The sequence below is a fragment of the Caulobacter sp. GW821-FHT09B08 genome (assembly GCF_059418225.1).
Map to the genome: position 1 here is coordinate 115,900 of NZ_JBWKPL010000002.1, position 22,425 is coordinate 138,324.

Genomic DNA, 22,425 nt, shown 5'->3' on the forward strand with positions numbered 1-22,425 from the left:
GCCCCCTCCGTCGGGCTTCGCCCGCCACCTCCCCCGTTTCACGGGGGAGGAGAAGATCAGCGCGGCTTCCTCCTCACCCGCATAGCGGGGGAGGTGGCGCGTCGCGCAGCGACGTGACGGAGGGGGCGTCAGGCCACCGCTAAGCCGCCTCCGACGGCTTCTTCGTCTGCCGTGCCGCCTTCGTCAGGCGATCCAGCACGTCCGGCACCAGTTGTTCCGAAAACCCGCCGATGAACGCCCAGACCATCATCTTGGCGGAGTCCCCCGCCGCGGCGAACATCAGGCCGCGATTGACCAGGCTGATGGGGCAGTCGTAGCGGCAGGGCACGATCTGCGGAAATAGCGACGCCGCGCCGGCCCCGACGATGGCGCCTTCGCGCACCAGGCCGCTGGCGAAAAAGGCCACCATCACGAACGACACCGACATGCCCACGAACGCGGCGATGAACACCGCCGTCAGGCCCTGGCTCAGCGCGCTGACCTGGCGGACCGGGTCGATCTCGGACGAGGCCGATTCCATCGCCGACTCCGTGCGCCGCAGCACCGAGACCATGGCCCCGGCCGCGCCGATGAAGGCGATCAGCGAGAAGTTGGAGATCACGTTCACCGACTCCCGCAAGGCGCCGGTCGGGATCAGGGTGGGGATGAACCGGGTGACCATCAGGGCGATGAACAGCACGGCCAGCAGGCCCAGGGCCCAGCGCCGCATCCGGCCCGTCAGCACCTCGCGCTCGCTGCTGAGGGTGTAGAGCAGCTTCAACCGTTCCAGCAGGCTCAGGGCCTCGGCCTCCAGCTCGGCGCGGCTGGCGCCCTCGGGGGCCTGGGGGATCGGCTCCAGCTTGCCCTTGGGGCCCATGGCCAGGGCGTAGCGCTCGCGCAGCTGGGGCACGAACCAGACCAGGCGCTCGTAGCCATAGTCGCGGACCATCCATTTGCGCAGGTCGACGGCGGCGGCGATCTGTTCGCTGGGATAGGCGCTGTCGAAGCCCAGTTTCAGGCGGTCGAACTTCTCCTGGCGCTCGGCCAGGCTGTTGCCTTCCTCCTCGGCGTTCTCGGCATGGCCGCGACTGCCGTGGCGCAGGGCGATCTCGGTCAGGTCCAGGTCCAGCTCCGCCGCCAGCACCCGGGCCTCGGCGAAGCGCCCGCCCAGGCGCGATTGCAGCGTGAGGACCTTGGAGATCGCGCGGATCAGCTTGAGCATGGACGCCCCTTCCGTTGTCAAACTAACGGAAGGGGCGAACGGCTGCAATTTAGAAGGGTGTTACTTGGGTTGCTCGCCCTTGGTCCACTGGTCCAGCCACTTCTGGACCTCGTCGTGCCACTGGATCGAGTTCTGGGCCTTCAGCACCCAGTGGTTCTCGTTGGGGAAGTACAAGAGCTTGCTGGGCACGCCCTTGCGCTGCAGGGCCGTGAACGTGCCGATGCCTTCTTCCAGCGGCACGCGGAAGTCCTGGCCGCCCTGGACCACCAGGGTCGGCACGCTCCACTCGGCCACGTGGTCGGCGGGGTTGAACTTGGCGTAGGTGGTGTTGGGGGCGAAGGGCGGGCCGCCGTTCTCCCACTCGCTGAACCACAGCTCTTCGGTGGAATAGCCCATGAAGCGGCTGTCGAAGATGCCGTCGTGGTTCACCAGGCACTTCCAGGGTTCCTTCCACTGGCTGGCGATCCAGTTGACCATGAAGCCGCCGTACGAGCCGCCCAGGGCGCAGGCGCGGTCCTTGTCCAAGAAGCCGTACTTGGACGTGGCGAAGGCCCAGCCCTTCTGCAGGTCTTCCAGCGGGCGGTCGCCCCAATGCTGGCTGATCGCGTCGGTGAAGGCCTGGCCGTAGCCGGTCGAGCCGTGGAAATCGATCATCACCACGGCATAGCCGGCCCCGGCATAGGTCTGGGCGTTCCAGCGATAGTGGAAGAGGTTGCCGAACGACCCTTGCGGGCCGCCGTGGATCAGGAAGGCCACCGGGTACTTCTTGGCCGGATCGAAATTGGCCGGCTTGACCAGGTAGCCGTGCACGGTCTCACCGTTCCAGCCGGGGAAGCTGAACTGCTCGGCGTCACCCATGGCGACGTCCTTCAGGGCCTCGGCGTTGTTGTTGGTCAGCTTGATCGGCGGCTGGGGTTTCTTCGTCGTGGTCGAGAGGGCGTAGAGCTGGGCTGGCCCCTTGAGGTTGTCCTGGGCGTAGACCAGCGTCCCGCCGCCCAGGCTGAAGCCGCTGACATGGCCTTCGCCGGTCAGGGCGGTGACCTTGCCGGACTTGACGTCGACGGCGAACAGCTTGGTCTGGCCGGTGTCTTCGGCCGTCGTGTAGATCGTCTTGCCGTCGGCGCTCCAGGTGATCGACTGGGCCGAGTGGTCCCAGCCCTTGGTCAGCTCGCGCTCGGTGAAGGCGTTGGGATCCTTGGCGTCATTGTACTCGCGCACCATGATCGCGAAGCGGTCGGCCTCGAAGCCTGGACGCTTCATGGCCAGATAGGCGCCCATGCCGCCCTGGGGCGCGAAGTTGGGCTGGGCGTCCCAGGCCTTGTTGGCCTCGGTGCGGTTGACGGGCTTCTGCGAGCCGTCCAGCGGCACGCGCCACAGATCGTAGTTGGTGCTCCACGCCTCCTCGCGATCGGCCGGCTTGGCCGAGAACACCAGGGTCTTGCTGTCGGGCGTGATGCTGAAGTCCTCGTCGCCGCCGAAAGGCTTGGTAGGTGTATCGCCGTTGAAGCCGTTCATCAGGGCCACCGGCGCGCCCGTGGCGATTCCGGCCTCGTCCAGCTTCAGGGCGTAGAGATGGTTCTGCAGGCCGTCGTTCCACTGGTCCCAGTGGCGGATGAACAGCTTGTCGTAGACCACGCCGGTGGTCTTCAGCGCGCCCTTGGCGGCCAGCTTGTCCTTGGTGCAGTCCAGGGTGTCGCAATCGGGGAACACGGCCTGGGAGATGACGATGGTCTTGCCGTCCGGAGCGATCTTGTAGGCGCCGACGTCGAACGGGGCCTTGGTCACCTGGACGGCCGTCTCGCCGGCCGCGTCGGTGCGATAGACCTGGTCCAGGCCGCCCGTCCGTCCCGAGACGAAGTACAGGCCCTTGCCGTCCGGCGACCAGCGCGGGCTGGACGCGCCGCCGTCCGACACCGCCAGCCGGCGCGGCAGCATCTTGGCCTTCAGGTCGGCGACCCACAGCGACATCGAGGCCTTGTTGGCCGGCAGGTCCATCGTCCGCACGCTGTAGACCACGTAACGGCCGTCGGGCGAGACGCGCGGATCACTGATCCGCTCCAGCTGGACCATGTCCTTGGCGGTGAAGCCGCGACCCTGCGCCAGGGCGCTCGGCGCGACGGCGAAGGCGGCCAGGGAGAGGGCCCCAAGGGACACGGCCATGGCGGAGGCGGCTATACGCAAGGTCTTGGTCATCGAAACAGTATCCAGGAGAAGTTGGCGCCGGAAAGTCGCGGGAGCCTAGCGAGGGCGTGCCCGTGAGGCCACACCTAACGCGGAAGTTTGCCGCCGTGCCCTCCAAGCGTTGCAATGCGACAAAAAAGTGACGGGAAAATGTCGAAAAAAGCCATGAAAAACAAGCCGCTAAGGAGGTAACAATCGGAAACAGGACTTGCTTTGCCGCGACGCAGCATTGTCCCTAAATGGTACGCGGGGCGAGAAGGCGGTCGGACGAGCCGCCCCGCCGGTTAGATAAGGGTCTCTACGCGTGTCGGCTTCGGCATATTTTCAGCATACGGTCGCCGGACCGGTCATCTTCGCCGGGGTGGGCCTGCACACCGGTTCGCACGTGCGCGTCGCCGTGCGTCCCGCGCCGGTCGACACCGGCGTCGTCTTCGTGCGCACCGATGTCCACGACCGCGACAACCGCGTGCCGGTCAAGCCCGACGCCGTCTGCCAGACCCAGCTGGGCACCGTGATCAACAACGCCGCCGACGTGCGCGTCTCGACCATCGAGCACCTGATGGCGGCCCTGGCGGCCCTGGCCATCGACAACTGCGTGGTCGAGCTGGACGGCCCCGAGATTCCGATCATGGACGGCTCGTCCGAGCCCTTCGTCCAGATCCTGGACCGCGCCGGTCGCCGCAAGCAGGAAGCCGCGCGCCGCTATATCGAGATCCTGGCCCCGGTGACGGTGGAGGAGGGCGACAAGACCGCCAGCCTGACCCCGTGCGACCGCTTCGAGGTGGCCTTCGAGATCGCCTTTTCCAGCAAGGCCATCGGCCGCCAGCGCGTCGACCTGGCCGTCGACGAGGAATCGTTCCGCGCCGAGCTGTCCGACTGCCGCACCTTCGGCTTCCTGCGCGACGTCGAGGCCCTGCGCGCCATCGGCCTGGCCCGCGGCGGCTCGATGGAGAACGCCGTGGTCATCGACGGCGACCGCGTGCTGAACCCCGAGGGCCTGCGCCGTCCCGACGAATTCGTACGCCACAAGGCGCTGGACGCGGTGGGCGACCTCTACGTGCTGGGCGCGCCGATCATCGGCCGTTTCGAGGGCGTTCTGGCCGGTCACGGCCTGAACAACGCCATCGTCCGCGCCCTGATCGCCGACCCTTCGGCCTGGCGCGTGCGCTCGCATTCGGTGGAATTGGCGCAGGCCGTCTGACAAACTGATACGAACGCGTCGGCCTTCGACCTGATTTGGTCAAAAAGCCGATGTCTGTAGGGTTTGGGCGGATTCCTCGGGGGATGCGTCTTGGGGCGTATCCTCGTCACGGCTCGGCTTCCATTTGCGCCCGCAACGGCGTGGTGTAGAAGCCTTGCACGGCGCAGGGGCGCACGTTTGCTTCGAGGGTGAAAAGTCCGTGCTTCGTAATATCTCGGGACGCCAGGCCGCTACCGTCGCGACCGCCGTGCTGGTGGCCCTGTCGATCTCCGCCTGCGCGGGCAAGCAGAAGAAGCCCACCCTGGCCTATGAAGAGCGCCCGGTGGAGCTGCTCTATTCGACCGGCGCCAACCGTCTGGACCGCGGCAACTGGAACGAGGCCGTCGACTACTTCCGCGAGGTCGAGCGCCAGCACCCCTATTCGGAATGGTCGCGCCGCTCGATTCTGATGACCGGCTACGCCCACTACATGGGCAACCAGTACAATGAGGCCATCTCGGACGCCGACCGCTTCATCGGCCTCTATCCGGGTAACCCCTCGGCCTCCTACGCCTACTATCTGAAGGCCGTCTGCTATTTCGAGCAGATCGTCGACGTGAACCGCGACCAGGCCGCCACCGAGCAGGCCATGGCGGCCCTGCGCGACGTGGTCCAGCGCTATCCGAACTCGGAATACGCCCAGGACGCCCGCCTGAAGATCGACATGGTCAGCGACCAGCTGGCCGGCAAGGAAATGACCATCGGCCGCTACTATCTGAAGAACGGCCAGACCCTGGCGGCCATCGGCCGCTTCCGCACCGTGGTCGACCGCCACCAGACCACCTCGCACACGCCCGAGGCCCTGTATCGCCTGGTCGAGTCCTATCTGACCATCGGTCTGCTGGACGAGGCCAAGCGCAACGGCGCGGTGCTGGGCTACAACTTCCCGGGCGACCCCTGGTACGCTGAGGCCTACAAGCTGCTGACCGCCAACAACCTCAAGCCGGCCGTCGAGCCGCTGAAGGCGGGCAACAAGAAGAACTTCCTGGACCGCCTGACCAAGGACAAGGACGCCACCCTGGCGCCTCCGGGCGAGACCAAGAAGAAAAAGGGCGGCGTGATGGGCGTCCTTGGTATGTAGATTTCAAGCGGGCCGATCCTTTCAGGATCGGCCCGTTTTCCGTTCCGGACGGCCCCGAAGCCCTGTGAGAACGTGACGAGAACAAGCCCTCTATGAAAAACCGTGATTCCCGGCGATCCTGCGCGCCATGCTGATCGGTCTCTCCATCCGCGACGTCGTGCTCATCGAGAGCCTGGACCTGGCCATCGGGCCGGGCCTGACCGCCCTGACCGGCGAGACCGGGGCGGGCAAGTCGATCATCCTGGACGCCCTGGGCCTGGCCACCGGCGCGCGGGCCGACGCGGGCCTGGTTCGTCGCGGAGCCGCCGGCCACGCCAGCGCCACGGCCATCTTCGCCCTGCCGGCCGACCACGCCGCCTTCGCCTATCTGGACGACAAGGGCCTGGACTACGCCCGCGACGAGGACCTGGTCCTGCGCCGCCAGCTGTCGCCCGACGGCCGCTCCAGAGCCTTCGTCAACGACCAGGCCGCCAGCGTGGGCGTGCTCAAGGACCTGGGCGCCCTGCTGCTGGAGGTCCACGGCCAGCACGAGACCGTCGGCCTGCTGGACGTCCGCACCCACCGCACCCTGCTGGACGCCTTCGGCCAGGTGGGCGTCGGGGCCGTGGCCGCCGCCTGGAGCGGTTGGCGCGCCGCCCGCGAGAAGGCCGCCGCCCTGCGCGACCTGGCCGATCGCGCCGCCGTCGAGACCGAGGAACTGACCCTGCGCCTGGCCGAGCTGGATCGGCTGGATCCGCGCGAGGGCGAGGAGACGGCCCTGGCCGAGGAGCGGGCCTTGCTGGGTTCGGCCGAGAAGGCCCTGGCCGACATCGCCGCCGCCAGCGACGCCCTGGGCGGCGACGCCCTGTCGGGCAAGCTGGCCTCCGCCTTCCGGGCGCTGGAGCGCGCGCGGGACCGGGCCATCCAGGCCGGCGCGCCCGCCGACGGTCCGGCCGTCACCAAGCTGGCCGCCGCCTGCGAGGCGGTCGACCGCGCCCTGGTCGAGGCCCAGGAGGCCGCCGCCGCCATCGACGCGGCCGCCGAGGGCTTCGAATTCGAGCCCGACCGCCTGGAAAAGGCCGAGGAGCGCCTGTTCGCCCTGCGCGGCATGGCCCGCAAGCTGAATGTCGCCGTCGAGCTGCTGCCCGACAAGCGCGCCGAGTTCGCCGCCAAGCTGCAGGCCATCGAGACCTCGGGCGAGGCCCTGACCGCCGCCGAGCGCGAGGCCGCCGACGCCCGCGCCGGGTATCTCTATGCCGCGCAAGCCCTGTCGGCCGAGCGCCGCGCCGCCGGCGATCGCCTGGCCGAGGCGGTGATGGCCGAATTGTCGCCGCTGAAGCTGGAAAAGGCCCGGTTCCGGGTCGCCGTCGAACCGCTGGACGAGGACCGCGCCGGCCCCACCGGCGCCGACCGCGTGGCCTTCGAGATCTCGACCAATCCCGGCGCGCCGTTCGGCCCGATGGAGGCCATCGCCTCGGGCGGCGAACTGGCCCGCTTCGCCCTGGCCCTGAAGGCCGCCCTGGCGGGCCGCGAGGGGCCCCAGCCGCTGATGATCTTCGACGAGGTCGACCAGGGCGTCGGCGGGGCCGTGGCCGACGCGGTGGGCCTGCGCTTGAAGCGTCTCGCGGCCAACGCCCAGGTCCTGGTGGTCACCCACTCGGCCCAGGTGGCCGCTCGGGCCGACGCCCACTGGCGCATCGCCAAGTCCGGCGACGACGCGGCGATCCGCACCCGGGTGGAGCCGCTGTCGCCCGCCCAACGCCAGGAAGAGATCGCCCGCATGCTGTCGGGGGCCGAGGTCACCGAAGCCGCGCGCGCGGCGGCCAAGGCGCTGATCGGGTAAGGCTAGGGCCGCGCTTCCCGGCGCTCGATGACGAACTTGGCCAGGGCGGCTGGCAGCATCGCCAAGGCTGTCAGCGCCATCCGCTCGGCCTCGTCGTCGATGTGCGGGATGAGGTTGAAGGCGACCACGAAGCCTATGGCGACGGCGACAGGCAGCCAGTCGGTCCAAGGTTCCTGGCCCGTGTCGTCTTCATCCGGCGCATCGACCGCGCGGCGTCGCATCAGGGCCCCGACCACGAGCAGAAAGACGGCGACCAGGGCGAACTGCTGGAACGGGGGAAGGGCGCTGGTCGCGCGCCAGATCGCGGCCATGCCGCCGCCCGCGACGCCGAACGCCATCCAGCCTTGCCAGGCCAGAATCTCGGCGCCGTCGACGCCGATACGAAACCAGGGTTTGCTGACCGTCGCTTTCATGAGCGCGGTCAGCCTAGCATGGCTGTGCGACGTTCGTCAGACGACGACGGCGGTGCGGCGAGAATCCGGCGCGGGCTCCCGCCGCGACCAGCCCTTCACCCACACCTGCAACGGCGCATCGACGAAGCGCTCGAACAGCCAGGCGGCGGCGACGCAGACGGGCAGGGCGAGGGCCCAGGTCAGCCACAGCATCGGCGTGGAGAGGTTCAGCTTGGCCGCCAGCACGTGCTGGGCGCCGAACCACGAAACGGCGGTCAGCTGGTTGGTCAGGAACAGGGCGAACGACAGGCGGCCGGCCGTGGCGGTCCAACCCCAGCCCTTCGCGCCCGAAGCGCCGGCGGCGTAGATCAGCAGGCCCAGCAGGGCGAGGCTCGCGTGGTCGAAGCGGCCCAGGGCCTGCAGGGCCACCACGCCGACGCCCGAGGCGATGGCCAGATGGTCGGCGGTGCGGGGCGCGATGGTCGTGGGCATCCGGGCGACCAGCATGCCGACCACGAACAGCGGAATGCCGCGCACCAGGCCGAAACGCAGCGGCAGCTGGTGGCCGGGAATGCCGGTGACGGCCTTGGCGGCGTAGTCGACGACCAGGAACAGGGCCACGCCCATGGCCAGGGTGGCCCAGGGCGAACGGACCTTGGCCACGGCGCGCCAGGCGACCGGGAAGCCGGCGTAGCAGACGATCAGGGCCGACAGGGTCCAGGTCGGCATGTTCCAGCCCGACGGGCCGGGCACGAACCACGACTGCATCAGGAAGACCTGCGGCAGCAGCTGGTCCCACTGGAACCACTGCGGGTTCTGCGGGGCCAGGCCGACGGCGGCGGTCCCCAGCACGAAAGCCACGAACAGGGCCAGCATCACCAGGTGCGGCGGCCAGATGCGCAGGATGCGGCGCTTGAGGAACTCGGCCGTGGTCACGCCCTGGCTGAGGACGCGGGGGCCGTAGGTCTTGGCCAGGACGTAGCCCGACAGCATCAGGAAGAAGTCAGTGGCCAGATAGCCGCGGCCCAGGGCGGGGTGGATCTCGAACAGCGACACCGGCGCGCGCTCGGCCACGTGATAGATCACGATGAACAGGGCCGCCACGAACCGCAGCAGGTCCAGCGTGCCGCCACGGGACAGTCCGCGCGATCCGGTCTGCGAAAGCGATGCGGTTTGGGACATGCGGCGGCTCCTTTCCCCTGTCGCAGCAAGGGATGGGCCAAGGAGGGGACATGCACTCACGGCAGAGTGTGAGCCGATTTGCAGGGCGGTTGGGGTGAGTGCGTGTCCCCAAAGTCGTCCGCTGAGGCTGGCGGGCGCCGTGATCGAAGGTGGGGACACGCACTCACACCATGGCCGTTGATCATCTCGCAAGATCTTGCCGTGAGTGCATGTCCCCGGCGATTCAGCGGCCACGGCTGGGGACACACGCATGCGTGTGTCCCCATCAGCGAGGCTCTATCCCTAGCGGATAGCGAGCGGACTTCAGCGATTTCAATCGCTTGAAGTTTTTCGAGCTAAGTTATCCCCACTCTCCGGACCTCTCGTATCCTGATCTCACCTGAAAGCACGGGAAGGGCGTCCGGCCGGCGACCGAACGGCTTTCAGGGGTGGTCGAGCGGGAAGCGCTCGTCGGTGGTCTTCAGTGACGCCTTCGCGGCGGTCCAGGGCAGGTGCTCTTAGTGAGACGAAGCCCTGGCGGCGGAGGATCGGCGGACGCGGCAGGCGGGGGCTGAAATCGCCTCTGCGGTCCGGGATGCAGCCAGCATCCCGCCCGTCGGGGGCCTCCATCGGAGCGGGTTAAAAATCCGCGATCCGAAGGCTTCCGGATAACGGTTCCACGCGAAGCGCCTGAACTTCGTCGAAACGGTATCAACATCAAAGCTACTCCGGGCGAGGCCCGGGCGCTTCGCACCCTTCCCACTTCTCACAGCCGCAGGCGTGAGAGCGCACCCACTTGCCCCCACCTGACCGCTTCGCGGTCTGTCCGCCCCCGTAGGGGGCGGAGGACGGAAAGCGCGCGTCCTCTTCCCCCTACGGGGGAAGGAGCGCCGAAGGCGCGAAGGGGGCAAGTGGTCGCCGCGACTGGTCTCCCAAATGCTCCCCCACGAACGGACGGCCTGCTAGGTTGCGCTCCGCCTCAGCCTTCGGATTCGCCCGTGTCCCAGATCCCCGTCGCCGACCTCACCAACGACCAGGCCGATGCCGAACTGGCCTGGCTGGCCGACGAGCTGGCGGCGCACGACCTGCGCTATCACCAGCGGGACGCCCCCACGATCAGCGACGGCGAGTACGACGCCCTCAAGCGCCGCAACCTCGACATCGAGGCCCGGTTTCCCGAGCTGGTCCGCGAGAACTCGCCGTCGATGCGGGTGGGGGCGGCGCGGGCCGAGCAGTTCTCGCCGGTCGAGCACGGCGTGCCGATGCTGAGCCTGGACAACGCCTTCTCCAACGACGAGGCGACCGACTTCGACGCCCGCATCCGCCGGTTCCTGCGCCTGACGGCCACCGAGCCGCTGTTCTACACCGCCGAGCCCAAGATCGACGGCCTGTCGGCCTCGCTACGCTACGAGAAGGGCGTGCTGGTCCAGGGGGCGACGCGGGGCGACGGCCGGGTGGGCGAGGACGTCACCGCCAACCTGCGCACCATCGCCGACATCCCCCACAAGCTCAAAGGCTCGGGCTGGCCCGACGTGATCGAGATACGCGGCGAGGTCTATGTCGAGCTGGAGGCCTTCGCCGCGTTCAACGCCGCCGCCCTGGAGGCCGGCCAGCGCACCTACGCCAACCCCCGCAACTTCGCCGCCGGTTCGCTGCGCCAGATCGACCCCAAGATCAGCGCCCAGCGACCCTTGCGCTTCTTCGGCTATGCCTGGGGCCTGACCAGCGACGGCTTCGCGGCCAGCCAGTGGGAGGCGCTGGAGAAGCTGCGCGAATGGGGCTTCGTCACCACCGCCCCGCCGGCCGAGCGGGTGCAGGACGCCCAGGGCCTGCTCGACATCTATGCCCGCTTCGAGGACATGCGGCCGAAGCTCGCCTTCGACATCGACGGCGTCGTCTACAAGGTCGACGACCTGGAGCAGCAACGCCGCCTGGGCTTCGTCTCGCGCTCGCCGCGCTGGGCCATCGCCCGCAAGTTCCCGGCCCAGCAGGCCCGCACGATCCTGGAGGCCATCGACATCCAGGTGGGCCGCACTGGCGCCCACACCCCGGTGGCGCGGCTGAAGCCCGTCACCGTCGGCGGCGTGTCGGTGACCAACGCCACCCTGCACAACGCCGACGAGATCGCCCGCCTGGACGTCCGCATCGGCGACACCGTCGTCCTCCAGCGCGCCGGCGACGTGATCCCGCAGATCGTCGAGGTCGACCTGACGGCCCGCCCGGACCCGGCGCCGCCCGTCTATGAATTCCAGCACCTGTGCGAATGCCCGCTGAAGACGCCGCTGGCCCGCGAGATCAACGCCAACGGAGTCGAGTCCGTCGTGCGTCGCTGCACCGGCGAGTTCGCCTGTCCGTTCCAGCGGGTGGAGCATCTGCGCCACTTCGTTTCCCGCCGGGCCTTCGACATCGAGGGCCTGGGCGAAAAGCAGCTTCAGGCCTTCTTCGACGAGGGCTGGATCAACGAGCCGGCCGACATCTTCAGACTGGCCAAGGACGAGGAGAAGCTGGCCGCCCTTCGTGAGCGCGACGGCTATGGCGAGACCTCGGTCACCAACCTGGTGCGCGGCATCGAGGCGCGGCGGACCATCGGCCTGGACCGCATGATCTACGGCCTGGGCGCGCGCGACATCGGCGAGACGACGTCCACCGTGCTGGCGCGCAACTTCGACCGGTTCGAGGACCTGCAGGCCGCCGCCGAGGCCGCCGCCCGGGGCCTGCCGGGAGAAACCTATCTGGCGCTGTCCACCGCCCAGGGCGTGGGTCCCAAGGCGCTGGACGTCCTGATCGAGGCGGGGCGAGGGGGGCTGGTCGCCGATCCGTGGCCGGAAGCCGCCGACCTGGAGATCAAGATCGGCCACGCCGTGCCCAAGCTGACCAAGCCGGCCCGCGCGGCCCTGGCCCAGCGCTACGGAACCTGGGACGCCTTCGCCGAGGGGCTGGCGGCGGCCGCGTCCGGCGCGCCTGGCGACGACTATCTGCACCTGGCCGCCGTCGACGGGGTGGGGCCGGTGGCGGCCCAATCCCTGGCCCGGTTCTTCGCCGAGGAACACAATCGCCAGAAGGTCGCCAATCTGGTGGCCGAGCTCGACATCCAGGCGGTGGCCAAGCCCAAGACCGACACCGCCGTGGCCGGCAAGACCATCGTCTTCACCGGCTCGCTGGAGAAGATGACCCGCGACGAGGCCAAGGCCCAGGCCGAGGGACTGGGGGCGAAGGTCGCCTCCTCGGTGTCCAAGAAGACCGATCTCGTCGTGGCCGGTCCCGGCGCCGGCTCCAAGCTGAAGACCGCCACGGAACTGGGCATTCAGGTCATGACCGAGGACGAGTGGCTGGCGATGGTGGCCGGCTGATGCCCGTCGTCGCCATCGACTTCGAGACCGCCAACGAGCAGCGCTCCAGCCCCTGCGCCATCGGCCTGGCCTGGATCGAGGACGGGCGGATCACGGAGGTCGAGCACCACTACATCCGCCCGATCGACATGCGGTTCTCGGGCTGGAACATCGCCGTCCACGGCATCCGGCCGGCCGATGTGGAGGACGCCGAGGAGTTTCCGGCGGTGATGGGAAAGCTCCAGGCGCGGATCGAGGCGGCGACGGTGATCGCCCACAACGCCTCGTTCGACATCAGCGTGATGCGGCGCACCTGCGAGCTCTACGGCCTGCCGTTCCCGTGCTTCGACTACATCTGCACGGTGCAGGTGGCCAAGAACACTTGGCCAGGCCTGGGCTCGGCCAAGCTGGACGCGGTCTGCGGCTTTCTGGGCGTGGACTTCAAGCACCACGACGCGGCCCAGGATGCCTATGCCTGCGGCAGCGTGGCCCTGGCGGCGGTCGAGGCGACCGGGGCGGGGCACATCCGCGAGCTGCCCGGAAAGCTCGGCATGGTGGCCGGGCGGCTGAACGCCGACAGCTACACCACCTGCTCCAGCCCGGGCCCGAGGCGGCGCGCCTTTTGACGAGCCTTGTTCGAACTTGGCCATCAATTCATGGCCGGTTCAGCCGAACGCGCGTTAGAAGGAGACAACAACAGGGAGTGACCCCATGAAATTGCCTTTCCTCGCCACCGCCGCCCTGGCCCTTTCCGTCTCCGCCCCGGCCTTCGCCCAGGACGTGACGGGCCTGTGGCAGACCCAGACCAACGGCGGCCAGGTCGAGATCAGCCGCTGCGGTAACAGCCTGTGCGGCAAGCTGGTGACCTCGGATCACATCAAGAGCGATCCGGCGATCAAGGACACCAAGAACAAGGACGCGTCGCTGCGCACCCGTCCGCTGAAGAACATGCAGATGCTGTACGATTTCACCGGCGGCCCCACCAAGTGGACCGGCGGCAAGGTCTACAACGCCGCCGACGGCGGCACCTATTCGGGCACGATCACCGTGCTCTCGGCCACCGAGCTGAAGCTGAAGGGCTGCATCGTGGCCCCGCTCTGCAAGACCGAGAAGTGGACGCGGATCAAGTAGTTATTCAAACGGGGACAGGCCCATGGGCCTGTCCCCAGCCTCGTCTTACCCCGTCACCGTATAGATCATGATCCCCGTCGCCACCGACAGGTTCAGGCTGTCGGCCCGGCCCCGCATCGGGATCTTGACGTTGACGTCGCACGCGGCGGCCAGTTCGGGCGGCAGGCCCTGCTGCTCGTTGCCCATCAGGATCAGAGACGGCTTCACATAGTCGGCCGACTTGTGGTCGACCGTGGCGGTCAGCAGGGTGCCGACCACGCTGCCCGGCCATTCCTCGCGCCAGGCCAGGAACTCGGCGATGGAGGCCTTGGCGATCTTCACAGCGAAGATCGAGCCCATGGTGGCCCGCACGCCCTCGACCGAATAGGGGTCCACGCAGTCGCCCACCAGGATCACCCCGCCGCATCCGGCCGCGTCGGCGGTGCGGATGACGGTGCCCAGGTTGCCCGGATCGCGCACGGCCTGCATGGCCACCCAGCACGGGGCGCTCTGCGGCACGATGGCGGAAAGCGGCGTGTAGACCTGCTTGAACACCCCGACCACGGCCTGGGGATTGTCGCGCCGCGAGACCTTTTCCAGGATCTCGCGATTGACCTCGATCACCTCGCCGCCGGCCTTCAGGCAGGCCTGGCTGGCCTTCTGCAGCATCGGATGGTCGGCGGCGTCGCGGCCGTACATCAGGATCTTGGGCGCATGGCCGCAGTCGATCGCCTCGATGACGATCTTCAGACCCTCGGCCAGGAACAGGCCGCTCTCCTCGCGTTCCTTGCGCATATGCAGGGCGCGGACGGCCTTGACGGTATTGTTCGACAGGGAGGTGACGGTCTTGGCGTTCACGGCGGTCACCCTTCCGAAGCCCAGCGGGCGAAGAACGACAGGCCGATCTGGCGGTCGCCCTTCTCCTCGACCAGGGCCAGTTCGCCCCAGTCGATGACCCCGCCGCGTCCCTTCAACTCCTGGGCCAGCAGGCCCGACATCGCAGCTCCCGAGACCCGGGCGGCATAGGCGTTCATCAGCAGGAACGAGGCGTCGGGGGCCAGGATCTGGGCACAGTTCGTGGTCAGCTCGGCCAGGTCCTCGAACAGACGCCAGACCTCGCCGTCGGCGCCGCGTCCGAACTTCGGCGGGTCCAGGATGATGCCGTCATATTGCGAGCCGCGCCGCACCTCGCGGGCCACGAAGCGGCGGGCGTCCTCGACGATCCAGCGGATCGGCCTGTCGGCGAGGCCCGCGAAGGCGGCGTTCTCGCGGGCGAAGCCGACCGACTTCTTGGAGGCGTCCACGTGGGTGACGGCCGCGCCGGCGGCGGCGCAGACCAGGCTGGCCACACCCGTATAGCCGAACACGTTCAGGACCTTGGGCTGCTTTCCCTTGATGGCGCGGACACGCTGGTCCTGCCAGGCCCAGTTGGCGGCCTGTTCGGGGAAGAAGGCCAGATGGCGGAACGGCGTGAACTGGCCGTGGAACTTGGCCTGGCCCCAGGCCAGGTCGAACTTCTCCAGGGGGCGGCCCTTGAAGCGCCAGCGCCCGGCCTCGTCCTCGTCGGACGGGTCGAAGACGGCGTCGGCGGCGTCCCACACCTTGGCGTCCAGGCGCGGGGCCCAGAAGCACTGCGGCTCGGGGCGCACGACGGTGTAGCGGCCGTAGCGCTCCAGTTTCTTGCCATGACCGCTGTCGAGCAGGGCGTAGTCGGCCCAGCCGGTGGTGCGCATGACGAGGGGGGCGGCGGCGATAGTCGGATCCATGCCCCGCCAATACGCGCTCAGGGCAAGGCCCGTCCAGTCCGCGCCAGCAGCCGGGGCAGCAGAGGGTTGGCGGCGCGCGGCGTATGCGGGGTCTTGTCCCAGTGAAACGGGGCGACGACGAACTGCCAAAGGGCCTTGGTCGCCGCGATGCTCTGCAGCGGCCAGTAGAGGACCGCGCCGAACAGCGGCAGGTATCTTTGCCGGTGGCCGGCGCGGCGCTGGGCCTCGGCGCCGGCGATGGCCGTGCAGGTCCAGCCGCAATAGACCAGCATCCAGTCGAGGACGGGCACGGGCGGGCAGAGGTCGTAGGCCGCGCCCAGCCAGTTCAGCGCCAGCCAGACCAGCAGCGGTCCGTGCAGGTGCGAGGACGCCACCGACAGGGCCAGGGTCAGGAGCAGGGCGGTCAGGCCGCGCGGATCGCGCAGGATCGGCCCTCGCGCCTGGACGGCCAGGGTCTGGACGTGGCCCTTGATCCAGCGGGCCCGCTGCGGGATCCAGGCCTTCAGGCAGGTCGGCGCGGTCTCGAAGGTGGGCCGCGAGATCACGCCCAGCTGGTAGCCGTGGGCGGCCAGGCGAAAGCCGATGTCCGCGTCCTCGGTGACGTTGTAGGCGTCCCAGCCGCCGACGGCGCGCAGGGCCTCGGCGCGGAAGTGGTTGCTGGTGCCGCCCAGCGGAAACGGCAGTCGCCAGCGGGCCAGGGCCGGCAGGAAGACCTCGAACAGCACCGCGTATTCCAGGGCGAACTGGTCGGGCAGAAAACGCGGATCGGGCTCGATGCGCAGCGGCGCCTGAAGGCAGGCCAGGCGTCCGTCCTCGTCGGCGGCGAAACGGGCGGCGGCCTCCCGGAGTTGGCCGGGATCGGGCGCGTCCTCGGCGTCGTAGATCACCACCAGGTCGCCGTGGGCGCGCTCCAGGGCGACATTGCAGGCCCGAGGCTTGGTCTGGGGCTTGCCGGGCGGGGCGATCAGCACCTGAAAGCCGGCAGGCAGGTCCAGCGACGCGAAGGCCGCCTGGGTCTCGTGGTCGCCGGCCTCCAGCGCGATCAGCACCTGGAGCCGGTCTCGCGGATAGTCGAGCTTCGAGAGATTGGCCACCAGTTCGGCCGCGACCGAAGCCTCGCGGTAGAGGGGCGCGATCACGGTGTAGGCGGGCAGGTCCTGATCGGGCTGGGAGGGAACCACGACTTGGGCGCGCGGCGTGCAGGCCGCCGCCAGCTTGATCAGCGAATTGGCCATGAAGCCGGCGAAGAACACCAGGTGAAGGGCTTCCCAAGTCGTCCGGGGGCGGATCGCCACCGCGATAACTAGGATGAGCGCCAGAAGGGCCAGTCCCACGCCCTGTGCCCTGGACAGCCGTCGATGCGCGCCGTCGGGCAAGGGCGGGGCCGGGGGCGGATCGCCTGGCGCCGGGGTCTCGATTCGGATATCGCCAACGGCGCCGGGCTCATGGACCCGCCTGCGCTGATCTCGTTCCTCTCGCGCCATCGTCCCCCGCCGCGCCTGTCGGATCCAGCGGGCACTAGCGAATCTTCAACCCTGAGGTGTCAAATATAAAAACACGCGTTTCAGGCAAATCCTGGAATGTTGCGATGGATGTGTGATTCCCGTTTAGTGTCTGGTTCGGGGATTTAGGCAGGGGAACGCCATATCGTGACGGTCGCGCTGAAGAAGCCGCACAAGTCTGCGCGCAAGCCCAAGGGGGACGGGCATCTGCGTCGTGGGGAGATCCTGGCCGCGGCCGAGAAGATCTTCATCGCCGAGGGCTATGCCGGGGCGACGATCCGCAAGATCGCCGACGCCGTGGGCGTGTCCTCGACGGCCCTCTACATGCACTTTCGCGACAAGGACCAGATCCTGTTGGAGATCAGCGACGACGCCATCGGCCAGCTTCTGGCCGTGAACGTCGACATCGCCCATCGCCCCATCGACGCGGTGGCGCGGGTCAAGCTGATGCTCGAGGCGTACATGAAGTTCGCCCTCGACAATCCCAACACCTATCAGCTGGTGTTCTGCGGCTCGCGCGACGTGATCTCCAAGGAAAAGCAGGCCGCGACCGCCGAGCTGGGCGACCGCTGCTTCGCCGAGTTCAGCGGCCCGATCCACGAGATCGCCGCCGCCGGACGTCTGCGGACCGGGTCGGGCGAGAGCGCCGCCCAGGTGCTGTGGGCCGCCTGCCACGGCATCGTCTCGCTGCTGATCACCATGCCCGACCGTGATTGGGCGCCGCGCGAGGAACTGATGAAGGTCACGCTCGACGGGCTGCTGCACGGCCTGGTCACGGACTGACGTCATGCGCGCCGCCTTGCTCGCCGGTCTCGTCGCCGGCTTGGCGGCCTTGGCGGGCCCCGCCGCGGCTCAACGGGTCATGTCGCTGGATTCCTGCGCCGACCAGTACGTGCTGGCCCTGGCGTCGCGCGAAACCATCGTGGGCGTGTCGCCGCGAGCCGGTGCGCCGGATTCCTTCCTGCGAGCCAAGGCTGCGGGTCTGCCCAAGCGGCGGACGACGCTGGAGGCGGTGCTGGGCGCGCGTCCCGAGGTGGTGGTGCGGCAGTGGGGCGGCGACGCGCGGCTGACGGCAGCCCTGACCCGGCGTGGGGTGCGCACGATCAGCCTGGGCGACGCGACCGACTTCGACGGCGTGCGGGCCAATGTCCGCCAGGTCGCCGAGGCTCTGAACCGCCGGTCCGAGGGCGAGGCCCTGCTGGCGCGGATGGACGCCGACCTGGCCAGGGCGGCGGGGGCGGGCAGGGGGCGCGCCGCCTTCTACCTGACGCCGGGCGGCTACACCGCCGGCCCCAACACCATGATCGACGCCATGCTGAAGGGCGCGGGCTTCACCAACGCCTCGACCCAGCCCTATTTCTCGCCCGCGCCGCTTGAGCAACTGGTGCTGAACCCGCCCAAGGCGGTGGTGCTGGGCTTCTTCGACCTGACCCGGGCCGGCGCCGACCGCTGGGGTCCAGGCCGCCACGCGGCGCTGCGCCAGGCGACGCAAGGACGGGTGATCGCCTCGCTGCCGGGCGCCATGCTGGGTTGCTCGGCCTGGTTCGCCGCCGATGGGGCCAGAGCCCTGGCGGAGGCGGCCCGATGAGCACGCGACGCCTCGAGCTTCTTCTGCTGCTGGGTTTGATCGTCGCTGCCGTCGTCGCCATCGGTCTGGGCGAAAGCGCCTTGAGCGCCTTGCAGTACCATCAGGCCCTGACCGATCCGGCCTCGCCGCCGGGCGAAGTGCTGTGGGCCATCCGCTTGCCGCGCGTGCTGATGGCCGCCCTGGTGGGGGCGGGCCTGGGCCTGGCGGGCGCGACCATGCAGGGGCTGCTGCGCAATCCTCTGGCCGAGCCTGGCGTGCTGGGCGTCTCGGCCTCGGCGGGCCTTGGAGCCTCCCTGGCCATCGCCGGCGGGCTGGCGGCCTTCCCGGGCGCGATCGAGCTGGCCGCCCTGGCCGGAGCGCTGACGGCCGGCGCGGCGGTGGTCGGGCTGGCGGCGCGGTTCCGCGAGCCGGAGGTGCTGATCCTGTTCGGCGTGGCCCTGTCGGCCTTCGCCGGAGCGCTGACGGCCCTGGTCTTCAACCTGTCGCCTTCGCCGGTGGCCATCGCCGAGGTGCTGGCCTGGCTGATGGGTTCGGTCGAGAACCGCGACCTCACCGACATCCTGCGCGCCCTGCCGCCGATGGCGGTCGGCGCCGCGCTCTGCTTCTATGCGGCCAAGGGGCTGCGGATGCTGACCCTAGGCGAGGAGGCGGCCCAGATGTCCGGCCTGCCGATGGCGCGGCTGCGGGTGGCGGCGGTGGCGGGCTCGGCCCTGCTGGCTGGGGCCTCAGTCGCGGCGGCGGGGGTGATCGGCTTCGTCGGCTTGGCCGCGCCGCATCTGGTGCGGGCCGCCGTGCGCGACGATCCGGGCCGGATCCTGCGACCCTCGGCCCTGGCGGGCGCGCTGCTGCTGGTCGCCGCCGATCTGGCCGCGCGGGTGATCCCGACCGAACAGGAGCTGAAACTGGGCGTCGTCACCGCCCTGTTCGGCGCGCCGGTCTTCGCGCTCCTGGCCTGGCGCGCGGCGCGGAGCTGGCGGTCGTGAGCGCCGCCTGGATCCTGGAAGGCCTCAAGGCCCGTCGCGGCAAGGCTCGCGTTCTGGACGGCGCCGATCTGACGGTCGCTCCGGGCGAGGTCCTGGGCGTGGTCGGACCCAACGGCGCGGGCAAGACCAGCCTGCTGCGGGCCGGACTGGGGCTGATGCCGCTGGAGGCGGGCAGGGCGCTGCTGGCCGGCCGTCCGGTGGGCGGCCTCGATCCTGTCGAGCGCGCCCGGCTGGTCGGCTACCTGCCGCAGGAGCGCCGCCTGGCCTGGAACCTGCCGGCCCTGGACGTCGCCGCCCTGGGCGCGCCCGACCTCCCGCCAGGCGAAGCCTTGGCGGTGGCGCGGGACCGGCTGGACCGGGTCGGGGTTTCCGAGCTGGCCGAGCGCGGCGTGCTGGACATGTCGGGCGGCGAGCGGGCGAGGGTGCTGCTGGCGCGCCTGCTGGCCACCCGCGCGCCGCTGCTGGTGGCGGACGAGCCGGTGGCGGGCCTGGACCCGGACGCCCAGCTTCTGACCCTGGACCTGCTGCGCGCCGAGGCGGCCGCCGGGGCGGCGGTGGTCGTCACCCTGCACGACCTGGGCCTGGCGGCGCGGTCCTGCGACCGCGTGCTGGTGCTGGACCACGGCCGCGTGGCGGCGGACGGGCCGCCGGCCGATGCCCTGTCGCCCCGGGTGCTCAAGACGGTGTTCAAGCTGGACGGCGCGCTGATCGAGACGCCGGCCGGACTGATCGTGGCGGTGCGGCGCTCGTCCGCCAATCCGGCTTAGCGCGTGCCCGGCACGTAGCCGCCCTGCGGGATAGCCGGCGCGCCGCCGATTGGCGGCAAGGCGCCGGTCGTCGCGCTGGCCGACGTCGCATAGCTGTAGCCGCCGCGCTTGAGGTCGCTGGACAGGGTCAGGGGCGCGACGCCGCCGTTCAGTCGGGCGCGGTACACCATGGTCGTCTCCAGGGTCCGCATCACATAGTTGCGGGTTTCCGAGAACGGGATGCACTCGATGAAGTCCAGCGGATCGGTGGCCGCCCCGCGCGGGTCGCCGCACAGGGTGGCCCACTGGGCCGGGCGTCCCGGGCCGGCGTTGTAGGCCGCCGAGGCCATGATGTAGGAGCCGCTGAAGTTGCTGACCATGCTGCCCAGATAGGTCGAGCCCAGGCGCATGTTGTAGAACGGGTCCGACAGGCGGTCGGCGCTGTAGCTCTCGCCGATCTGCCGCGCGACGAGGGCCGCCGTCGAAGGCATCAGCTGCATCATGCCGCGCGCCCCGACGCCGGAGCGGGCGTTGGGGTCGAAATTGCTCTCCTGGCGCGAGATCGAATAGACGAAAGCTGTCTCGGCCGCGCCCGGAGCCGGGGTGAACAGGTGGTCCAGCAGCGGGTAGCCGCGCTCGGGCAGGGTGAAGCCGCGCTGGGCGGCGGTGCGGACCGCGCGCATGGCCAGGTCCTGGTCGCCGTAGTTGCGCGCCAGGTCGACCAGCAGGGCCTCTTCCTCGGCGCTGGGCAGTTGGTCGTCGATGTAGAGCACGAAGACCCGCACCTGGTCGCGGGCGCCGACGGCCATCAGGGTCCGCACGGCGCGGACCAGCTCCCGGCCCTCGAAGCGGGCGCGGTCGGCCTGGGTGATCGTCGGATCCTTGTCGAGCCGGATCTCGGTGATCCCGGCCTTCTCGGCGGCCAGCTGGCCGTAGAAGGTGGTGATGTAGCGCCCACCCTCGGCATAGAAGGCCTGTGCGGCGATGCGGTCGCCCTGGGCCTCGGCCGCGCGGCCCTGCCAGTAGAGGGCGCGGCCGCGGGTGATCGGCGAGGCGCCGATCTCGGCGATGCGGGCGAAGTGATCGGCTGCCAGGTCGGCGTTCTTCAGCCGGGCCAGGGCGATCCAGCCGGCGTAGAACTCGCTTTCGGCGGCGTCGGAGCCGGCCTTCAGGCGGGCGTTGGCGGCGGCGTAGGCGCCGGTGTTGTCGCCGGCCTTCAGGGCCGAGACCACCAGTTGCTTGCGCTCGCGCCAGATCGCCGAAGAGGCCTCCTCGGTCGGCGGCGGGGCGGGGAACTGACTCACTAGCGGCAGGGCCAGGGTGTCGAGCCCCTTGCGGCGCAGATAGGCCGCGCGCTCGAAGACGACGCCGGGCTGGGCCTGCTGTGCCGGGCCGAGGGCGGCGTAGAGCGTGTTGGCGTTGGCCGCGTTCGAGCGGAAGGCGATGCGGGCCTGGGCGGCGGACTGCTGGTCGTACGGCAGCAGCGTGATCATGTCCCGCGCGGCCGGCCCCTGGGCGCCGTACAGCAGGATGTCGGCGCGACGGACGTGATCGTCCGGCGTCAACAGGGCGCCGAAGCGGGCCAGGATGCCGCGCTGGGTGTCGAGTTCGAACACCTGGTCGCGCCAGAAGCGGCGAATCAGCTTGGTCGCGTCGCCGCTGCGGCCGGCGGCCTGATAGGCGGCGGCCAGGGACATGGCCCCCTCGGCGGTCTGCGGGTCGCGGCCGCCGAACCAGGCGATCATGCGCTCGGCGTCGAGACCGGACGAGACCAGGGCCTTCTCGGCGGCGTTCTCGCGGCGGGTGGCGCGGGGCCAGCCCGAAAGGTCGCGGCGCGCCTGGTCCAGCTCGAAGAAGCTCATGCTCTCGGCCCCGGCGTCGACCAGGGCCCACAGGGCGATCTTGCGCGACAGCGGGTCCTGGATGCTGGACATCGCCATGCGGATCGTGGCCGGGTCGCGGCTGGTGACGGCCGTGCGCAGATTGGCGGCGTCGGCCTCGGCGGGCGTGGCGTAGGTGGCGGTGGGCGGCGTGGTGATCAGGCCGCGCGGCGTGGCCGAGCCGGTATAGGGCTGGGGCGCGCTGGGCAGGTCGGCCGTATCCTGGGCGATCGCGACCCCGAAAAGCGCGATTCCGCACAGCGCCACCGTGGCGCTTCCGCCCAGCAAGACCCGACCCAACCCTGACGCCAAAACGTCGCCTCCTTCGATTCTCTGCCCCGTGGGGGCGGTATTCTCGCCGTTCTCGGATATCCGAAGGGCCGATTTGCGGCGCGGCGACCCTTGTCGGGCAGGTATAGACCGCTTCGCGGGGAATTGACCCC

18 protein-coding genes are annotated in these 22,425 nt (G+C 69.7%); 10 read left to right on the plus strand and 8 right to left on the minus strand.

Annotated features, from left to right (window positions below; all coding sequences use genetic code 11):
• Positions 1 to 139: 139 nt before the first annotated feature.
• Both AC07OA_RS06895 and AC07OA_RS06900 read right to left on the minus strand, forming a co-directional pair.
• Entirely contained in the window at positions 140 to 1,201 is a 1,062-nt protein-coding gene (locus AC07OA_RS06895) for a hypothetical protein (protein WP_494663049.1), read from the minus strand.
• A gap of 60 nt (positions 1,202 to 1,261) precedes the next feature.
• Positions 1,262 to 3,394, minus strand: a complete 2,133-nt coding sequence (locus AC07OA_RS06900; protein WP_494663050.1) for a prolyl oligopeptidase family serine peptidase — start codon at positions 3,392 to 3,394, stop codon at positions 1,262 to 1,264.
• 292 nt (positions 3,395 to 3,686) lie between these two features.
• Here AC07OA_RS06900 and lpxC point away from each other — a divergent pair, with 292 nt between their 5' ends.
• From lpxC to recN, 3 genes are all read left to right on the plus strand, one after another.
• A complete protein-coding gene (gene lpxC / locus AC07OA_RS06905) occupies positions 3,687 to 4,583 on the plus strand; it encodes a UDP-3-O-acyl-N-acetylglucosamine deacetylase (RefSeq protein WP_494663051.1) in 897 nt (298 codons plus the stop codon).
• Positions 4,584 to 4,737: 154 nt separating this feature from the next.
• Positions 4,738 to 5,703, plus strand: coding sequence for an outer membrane protein assembly factor BamD (locus AC07OA_RS06910; protein WP_494663052.1), 966 nt, complete (start codon positions 4,738 to 4,740; stop codon positions 5,701 to 5,703).
• A 127-nt stretch (positions 5,704 to 5,830) separates the two neighbouring features.
• Complete coding sequence (gene recN, locus AC07OA_RS06915; protein WP_494663053.1) at positions 5,831 to 7,525, plus strand: DNA repair protein RecN; 1,695 nt, start codon at positions 5,831 to 5,833, stop codon at positions 7,523 to 7,525.
• 2 nt (positions 7,526 to 7,527) lie between these two features.
• Here the strand turns inward: recN and AC07OA_RS06920 are convergent, their stop codons facing one another.
• Positions 7,528 to 7,938: a hypothetical protein gene (locus AC07OA_RS06920; RefSeq protein WP_494663054.1), complete on the minus strand. Its 411-nt coding sequence runs from the start codon at positions 7,936 to 7,938 to the stop codon at positions 7,528 to 7,530.
• 36 nt (positions 7,939 to 7,974) lie between these two features.
• On the minus strand, positions 7,975 to 9,099 hold the full coding sequence (locus AC07OA_RS06925; RefSeq protein WP_494663055.1) for an acyltransferase family protein: 1,125 nt from the start codon (positions 9,097 to 9,099) through the stop codon (positions 7,975 to 7,977).
• A gap of 977 nt (positions 9,100 to 10,076) precedes the next feature.
• Here AC07OA_RS06925 and ligA point away from each other — a divergent pair.
• From ligA to AC07OA_RS06940, 3 genes are all read left to right on the plus strand, one after another.
• A complete protein-coding gene (gene ligA / locus AC07OA_RS06930; RefSeq protein ID WP_494663056.1) occupies positions 10,077 to 12,428 on the plus strand; it encodes an NAD-dependent DNA ligase LigA in 2,352 nt (783 codons plus the stop codon).
• Positions 12,428 to 13,033 carry a 3'-5' exonuclease gene (locus tag AC07OA_RS06935; RefSeq protein ID WP_494663057.1) on the plus strand — a complete coding sequence of 202 codons (606 nt, stop codon included), beginning with the start codon at positions 12,428 to 12,430 and terminating at the stop codon, positions 13,031 to 13,033. The genes ligA and AC07OA_RS06935 overlap by 1 nt, the downstream gene beginning before the upstream one ends.
• A gap of 85 nt (positions 13,034 to 13,118) precedes the next feature.
• Entirely contained in the window at positions 13,119 to 13,538 is a 420-nt protein-coding gene (locus tag AC07OA_RS06940) for a DUF2147 domain-containing protein (protein ID WP_494663058.1), read from the plus strand.
• A gap of 45 nt (positions 13,539 to 13,583) precedes the next feature.
• Here the strand turns inward: AC07OA_RS06940 and AC07OA_RS06945 are convergent, their stop codons facing one another.
• Genes AC07OA_RS06945 through AC07OA_RS06955 form a run of 3 tightly spaced genes read right to left on the minus strand, consistent with a single transcriptional unit; the run spans position 13,584 to position 16,617 of the window.
• The gene (locus AC07OA_RS06945) at positions 13,584 to 14,375 is read right to left on the minus strand and encodes a TrmH family RNA methyltransferase (RefSeq protein WP_494663059.1); all 792 of its coding nucleotides are present in this window, start codon (positions 14,373 to 14,375) and stop codon (positions 13,584 to 13,586) included.
• A gap of 5 nt (positions 14,376 to 14,380) precedes the next feature.
• The gene (locus AC07OA_RS06950; protein WP_494663060.1) at positions 14,381 to 15,283 is read right to left on the minus strand and encodes an RsmD family RNA methyltransferase; all 903 of its coding nucleotides are present in this window, start codon (positions 15,281 to 15,283) and stop codon (positions 14,381 to 14,383) included.
• Between the two features lie 17 nt (positions 15,284 to 15,300).
• The gene (locus AC07OA_RS06955; protein ID WP_494663061.1) at positions 15,301 to 16,617 is read right to left on the minus strand and encodes a glycosyltransferase family 2 protein; all 1,317 of its coding nucleotides are present in this window, start codon (positions 16,615 to 16,617) and stop codon (positions 15,301 to 15,303) included.
• A gap of 315 nt (positions 16,618 to 16,932) precedes the next feature.
• Between AC07OA_RS06955 and AC07OA_RS06960 the strand changes: the two genes are divergently transcribed.
• Genes AC07OA_RS06960 through AC07OA_RS06975 form a run of 4 tightly spaced genes read left to right on the plus strand, consistent with a single transcriptional unit; the run spans position 16,933 to position 20,123 of the window.
• Positions 16,933 to 17,568: a TetR/AcrR family transcriptional regulator gene (locus tag AC07OA_RS06960; protein ID WP_494663062.1), complete on the plus strand. Its 636-nt coding sequence runs from the start codon at positions 16,933 to 16,935 to the stop codon at positions 17,566 to 17,568.
• A 4-nt stretch (positions 17,569 to 17,572) separates the two neighbouring features.
• Positions 17,573 to 18,373 carry an ABC transporter substrate-binding protein gene (locus tag AC07OA_RS06965; protein ID WP_494663063.1) on the plus strand — a complete coding sequence of 267 codons (801 nt, stop codon included), beginning with the start codon at positions 17,573 to 17,575 and terminating at the stop codon, positions 18,371 to 18,373.
• Entirely contained in the window at positions 18,316 to 19,356 is a 1,041-nt protein-coding gene (locus AC07OA_RS06970; protein ID WP_494663064.1) for a FecCD family ABC transporter permease, read from the plus strand. The genes AC07OA_RS06965 and AC07OA_RS06970 overlap by 58 nt, the downstream gene beginning before the upstream one ends.
• Positions 19,353 to 20,123: an ABC transporter ATP-binding protein gene (locus tag AC07OA_RS06975; protein WP_494663065.1), complete on the plus strand. Its 771-nt coding sequence runs from the start codon at positions 19,353 to 19,355 to the stop codon at positions 20,121 to 20,123. Before AC07OA_RS06970 ends, AC07OA_RS06975 begins: the two co-directional genes overlap by 4 nt.
• On the opposite strand, the gene AC07OA_RS06980 is transcribed toward AC07OA_RS06975, so the two are convergent.
• The gene (locus AC07OA_RS06980; RefSeq protein ID WP_494663066.1) at positions 20,120 to 22,294 is read right to left on the minus strand and encodes a transglycosylase SLT domain-containing protein; all 2,175 of its coding nucleotides are present in this window, start codon (positions 22,292 to 22,294) and stop codon (positions 20,120 to 20,122) included. The genes AC07OA_RS06975 and AC07OA_RS06980 overlap by 4 nt on opposite strands.
• Positions 22,295 to 22,425 lie beyond the last annotated feature (131 nt).